Here is a 5,658-nt window from a genome sequence, read left to right as displayed (position 1 = left end):
CTGCCGACCGAGGGTCCAGGCGTACCAGGGGTCGGGCTCGGCGAGGTCGTCGGCTATCCAGCTCAGCGTGCACCGGCGTACCGGGTCGGGAAGCTTGGCCAGCGACGGCGTCGCGTCGGCGGACAGCGCCCGCAGATACCAGGCGTCGATCTTGCCGGTCTGCTCGTACCGCAGCGTGTTGCGGCGGGCGACGTAGTCCTCCGGGTTGAGCACCGCCAGGCCGAGCAGCATCGTCACGGCCAGCGCGACGGTGGCGCCGGGAATCCACCGGCCCTTGAACCGGAAGCCGGCCAGGATGATCATCAGGAAGACCGTGCCGAGCAGCATCTCGAACGCCATCACGAAGATCCGCTCGCCGGTGAAGCTGTAGACCTTCTGGTACGTCCACATGCGGGACAACGCCGACGCCACGATCACCACGCTCAGCGCGCTGATCAGCCCGAGCAGCACACGCAGCAGGACGCGCTCGACCGGCCGCTCCCGGCGCGCCCAGCGGCCCACGCCGCCGAGCACCGCCACCGTCAGCAGCGTGACGAAGAGCAACTGCCAGAAGCCGCTGCGCGCGTACTCGGCGTAGCTGAGACCGGCGACCCGCTGCACGTGCTGCTGCCCGCCGAAGAGCACAGTGAACTGCACCACCACGAACCCGGCGAACAGCAGGACGAGCGCGCCGATGGCCGGGGCCCACTCCAGCAGGCCGATCCGCCGCTCGCCGGATCTGTCCACGGTGGACAAGTCGGGCGGCGCGGCGAGCGTGTAGACCGCGGCCACCGCGATAAGCCCGCCCACCACGGCCAGGAACACCCAGCTGAACACCGAACCCATGTCGGTCTCGGGAACGAGCGAGCCGAGCGCCTCGGAGAACGCCGCGTCGGCGGAGGCGAGCAGGCTGCCGAAGACCACGAGCACCACGACCGTGGCGACCACCGAGACGGTCACCTTGCTCACCGTCGCCGCCGACGCCGAGGCGGTGACGTGCCGGCGTACCCAGGGCAGGCCGCGTAGCGCCGCGAACGGCGTGGCGACCAGGCCGAACAGGATCGATCGCACCAACCGCCCGCCGACGATCGCGAGGGTGGCGCAGCCCAGCGCGCCGAGCACGCAGAACGTCACGAGCCACCAGGCGTTGCGGAACGCCGGCACGGCCATCAGCGCCAGCGCGGCCGCCGCCCACCCGGCCCGGATGAGCCGGTCGGCGCGCGGCAGGTCAGCGGTCTTCGACCGGATCGCCAGCACCACCGCGACAGTGAGCGTGAGCCACCCCAGGAACCAGCCGACGCCGACCCGGCCCAGCGGCACGAAGGCCGCGCCGCCGACCGCGCCGGCCAGCACCGCGAGCGGCACGGCCCGGCCGGTCGCCGCCTTCGGGCCGGGCCACCGCGCGCCGAGGAACGAGGTCCGCGGCGTCGGCGGTCGCGGCGTCCAGACCGGCGCCTGCGGATGGCCGGTCCACCCCACACCGGGGTACGGCGGCGCGCCCACCGGCCGACCGGGAGGCTGCGGCATCCCCGGAGCGTGCGGTGTGACCGGCGCGGGCGACGCGCCGGGGATCAGCGCGGGCGACGCGCCGGGGATCGGCGGCGTGCTCGGGGTCCCGGGCCGGCCGGAAGCGTGCGGCGTGCCGGGCGCGCCGGAACCGGCCTGCGGGTGCGCACCCGGTGCGCCCGAACTGGCCAGTGTGCCGGAGCCGGCCTGCGGGTTCGGCGCATCCGACGGGGCCGAACCCGGGGCGGCAGGCGAACCGGTGGCCGGAGCCCTCGTGCCGGCGCCCGAGGAGGACGGACCCGCCGATGCGGCGTCCTCGGCAGCCGAAGGGGTTCCGTCGGCTCGGGTGGCGGCAGGCCGGGCCGCCGGAGCGGCGTCCGGCGTGGCGGCGCCGGGCTCCGCCGGACGGTCGGCCGGTGCGGTGGCGGGCTCCCCATGATCAGCCGCCCCCGTCGAACCGTCCCCGGCCGGGGACACGCCCGCGCCCGCGGAAGCCGGCGGCGTCTTGGCGACGTCGCCGGTGGTGGGGGAGAGGGCGGCATCCTCCACCGGGGAGCGTTCGACGGCCGGTGCTGTCGCCTGGGCAGGCACCGCGCTCGGCTGGCCGGCCGCCGGCACCAGCGGGAGGAACAGCGCGTACCCCTGGGTGCCGGGCGGGACGGTGACCGGAATCGCCCAGCCGGGCTGCCCCTCCGCGCCGGGCCACGGCACCGGTGGGGGCGCGCCCTCCATGCTGGGCATCACCAGCAGATAGGGCTGGGAAGGTGGGACGTCGCCCGCGGGAGGCCCGTTCGCCGGGGCGGCGCGGGAGGGCTCGGGGGACGGTTCCGGCTCGGGCAAGGGACGCTCCTCGATCACAGGGTTTCGTCACTCTAGGTCCACCCACATGCGCCCCGCCGCCCCGTCTGTCCGTTCGGTCACGTCGGCCCGGCCGATCGGCGCGGATCGAACCTTTGACGTCTCGCGGCCGTACCAGTGCGCGGGAGGTCGATCACATGGCCGCACGCCGCGCGCTCGCCGCGCTCGCCGCCGTCGCCGTGACGGTGCCGCTCGCCGCCACGCCGGCCGGCGCGCACGGTGCGCCGACCAGCCCGCTGAGCCGGGCCGCCGCGTGCGGGCCGGAAGGTGGTGGCCGGGCGCGGACGCCCGCGTGCCGGGCCGCGATCGCCGCCGGAGCGGCGGTACGCGAGTGGGACAACATCCGGGTCGCCCGCGTCGACGGGCGGGACCGGGAACGCATTCCGGACGGGGAACTGGCTGGACCTGCCGCGCGCGGACTGGCCGGCCACCACGCTCACCGCCGGCGCCCGGCACACGTTCCGCTACCGCACCACCATCCCGCACCAGGGCACGTTCCGGTTCTACGTCACCACCGGCTCGTACTCGCCGCAGCGGCGGCTGACCTGGGCGGACCTGGAGAAGAAGCCGTTCCTTCAGGTCACCGACCCGCCGATCCGCTCCGGGGCGTACGAGATGCGGGGGCGGCTGCCGGCCGACCGGACCGGCCGGCACATCGTCTACGTCATCTGGCAGAACTCGGACACCCAGGACACCTACTACTCCTGTTCGGACGTGATCTTCCGGGCGGCACGCGGTGAGCCGGACGCGACACCGGCAGCGCCGGAGGCGAGCGCGTCGCCTCCGCGTACCCTCGCCGGGGCGGCGACCGACGACGAGCCGGCGGTGCCGGTCGCGACGGTGACCGACGGCGGACCGCTGTCCCGGCCGCTCGTGCTCGGCGCGGCGGCGCTCGTCGTCGCGCTGCTCGCCGCGGCGGTGGTCGGACGGCGGCTGAGCCGGGCCGGCGGCCCTCCGCCCGGACGGCCGTGCGGTGTCCGCAACCACCGCGCCGGGCGGCGCCGCGTCTGGTGAGTCAGCCGAGCAGGCCCTCGATCTCGGCCAGGTCGTCACCGGCGAGGTCGAGGTTGTCCAGCGCGGCCACGTTGCCCTCCAGCTGCGCCACGCTGCTCGCGCCGATGATGAGGCTGGTCATGCGCGGGTCGCGCAGCGCCCAGGCGAGGGCGAGCTGGGCGAGCGTCTGACCGCGCCGCTCGGCCACCGCGGCGAGCCCCCGGACCGTCGCCATCGTCTCCTCGTCGAGGTCGGCCTCGTTGAGGAAGACGCTCGTGCGTACCCGGGAGTCGGCCGGGATGCCGGTGAGGTAACGGTCGGTGAGCAGGCCCTGGGCGAGCGGGCTGTACGCGATGCAACCGGCGCCGACGCCCTCCAGCGTGTCCAGCAGGCCGTCGCTCTCCGTCCAGCGGTTCATCATCGAGTACGACGGCTGGTTGATCAGCAGCGGCGTGCCCAGGTCGCGCAGGATCTCGGCGGCGCGCTCGGTCTGCTCCGAGTCGTAGTTGGAGATGCCCACGTAGAGCGCCTTGCCGGAGCGGACGATCGCGTCGAGCGCGCCCATCGTCTCCTCCAGCGGGGTCTCCGGGTCGAACCGGTGCGAGTAGAAGATGTCGACGTAGTCCAGCCCGAGGCGGCGCAGCGACTGGTCCAGCGACGAGATCAGGTACTTGCGCGAGCCCCACTCGCCGTACGGGCCGGGCCACATCAGGTACCCGGCCTTGCTGGAGATCACCAGCTCGTCCCGGTACGGCTTCAGGTCGCCTGCGAGCAGCCGGCCGAAGTTCTCCTCCGCCGAACCGGGCGGAGGACCGTAGTTGTTGGCCAGGTCGAAGTGGGTGATGCCGAGGTCGAAGGCGCGGCGGACGATGTCGCGCTGCCGCTCGAAGGGCCGGTCCGGTCCGAAGTTGTGCCACAGGCCGAGGGAGATGACGGGGAGCTTCAGCCCGCTCCGGCCGCTGCGCCGGTAGATCATCTCGTGGTAACGGTCGTCGCTGGCGAGGTATGTCACGGGGCCATTCTGTCCGCAGCGGAGTGCGGTCGCAGCGGCGCGGGTACGTTCGGCCACATGCGTTACGTGCAGCTCGACACCCCCAAGCCCATCTCCAAGATCGGCCTCGGCACCTGGCAGTTCGGCTCCAAGGAGTGGGGCTACGGCCCCGACTACGAGCGCCGCGCCGCCGAGATCGTCCGGCGGGCGCTCGACCTGGGCGTCACCCTGTTCGACACCGCCGAGCTGTACGGCTTCGGCCGCAGTGAGCGCATCCTCGGCGCGGCGCTGGGCGACGACCGGAGCAAGGTCGTCGTCGCCAGCAAGATCTTCCCGCTGCTGCCTGTCGCCCCCGTGGTGCAGCAGCGCGCCGTCGCCTCCGCCGCCCGGCTCGGCGTCGACGGCATCGACCTCTACCAGGTGCACCAGGCCAACCCGGTGGTCGCCGACACCACCACCATGCGCGGCATGCGCTCGCTGCAGGACGTCGGACTGGTCGGCGAGGTCGGCGTCAGCAACTACGGCCTGCGCCGGTGGCGGTTCGCCGAGGCCGCGCTGGGCCGCCGGGTGCTGAGCAACCAGGTCCGCTACAGCATGATCGACCGCGGCCCCGAGGAAGACCTCATCCCGTACGCGGAGCAGGCCGGCCGGATCGTCATCGCGTACTCGCCGCTGGCGCAGGGTTTCCTCTCCGGCCGCTACGACGCCACGAACCCGCCCGCCGGGGCGGTACGCCGGGCCAACCCGTACTTCCTGCCCGAGAACCTGGAACGCGGCACCGCGCTGATCGCCACGCTGCGCGAGGTCGCCGACGCGCACGACGCCACGCCGAGCCAGATCGCGCTCGCGTACGTGCTGCGGCACCCGAACGTGGTGGCCATCCCCGGCGCGTCCGGGGTCGAGCAGATGGAACGCAACGCGGCCGCCGCCGAGATCGACCTGACCGACGACGAGTACGCCGCGCTGGTCGCCGCCGCGCGCGCGTTCCGCCCGGTCACCGGCCTGGCAGCGGTGCCCCGGATGGTCCGCGCCCGCCTCGGGAGGTGAGCGGCGCTCCGGCGGCGTCAGTGGCGACGGGCGCCGCCGGTCATCGGAGCGCGCTAGCGTGGATCGGGTGACCGCTCCCAACCAGGTTCCCCCGGTCCCGCCCGCCGAGCTGCCGAGCACGCTCGGCGCGTTGCGCGCGGCCGGCCACCAGTACCGCACGGTCAAGCAGGAACTCCGAGACAACCTCCTCGCCCGGATGGGCTCCGGCGAGGACCGCTTCCCCGGCATCGTGGGCTACGAGGACACGGTGCTGCCCGAGGTCGAGCGCGCGCTGCTCGCCGGGC

Annotated in this window: 3 protein-coding genes and 2 pseudogenes; 3 read left to right on the top strand and 2 right to left on the bottom strand. The window is 74.2% G+C overall.

Features of this window, described 5'->3' with window-relative positions; genetic code table 11:
• On the bottom strand, positions 1-2,325 hold a 2,325-nt coding region (locus tag KBX39_RS21270), incomplete at its 3' end, for a DUF4153 domain-containing protein (RefSeq protein WP_210872145.1).
• Positions 2,326-2,480: 155 nt separating this feature from the next.
• Here KBX39_RS21270 and KBX39_RS21265 point away from each other — a divergent pair.
• Positions 2,481-3,357 (top strand): annotated as a pseudogene (locus KBX39_RS21265) (lytic polysaccharide monooxygenase).
• A gap of 1 nt (position 3,358) precedes the next feature.
• On the opposite strand, the gene mgrA reads toward KBX39_RS21265, so the two are convergent.
• A complete protein-coding gene (gene mgrA, locus KBX39_RS21260) occupies positions 3,359-4,348 on the bottom strand; it encodes an L-glyceraldehyde 3-phosphate reductase (protein WP_064447745.1) in 990 nt (329 codons plus the stop codon).
• A gap of 57 nt (positions 4,349-4,405) precedes the next feature.
• Here mgrA and KBX39_RS21255 point away from each other — a divergent pair, with 57 nt between their 5' ends.
• On the top strand, positions 4,406-5,374 hold the full coding sequence (locus KBX39_RS21255; protein ID WP_166457288.1) for an aldo/keto reductase: 969 nt from the start codon (positions 4,406-4,408) through the stop codon (positions 5,372-5,374).
• 58 nt (positions 5,375-5,432) lie between these two features.
• Positions 5,433-5,658 (top strand): annotated as a pseudogene (locus KBX39_RS21250) (magnesium chelatase); the annotation flags it as partial.

This window comes from Micromonospora sp. D75, assembly GCF_018070405.1.
Taxonomy (GTDB): Bacteria; Actinomycetota; Actinomycetes; order Mycobacteriales; family Micromonosporaceae; genus Micromonospora; species Micromonospora chalcea.
Note: the sequence above shows the minus strand (reverse complement) of the source record. Positions and strands in the feature narration are given on the sequence as shown.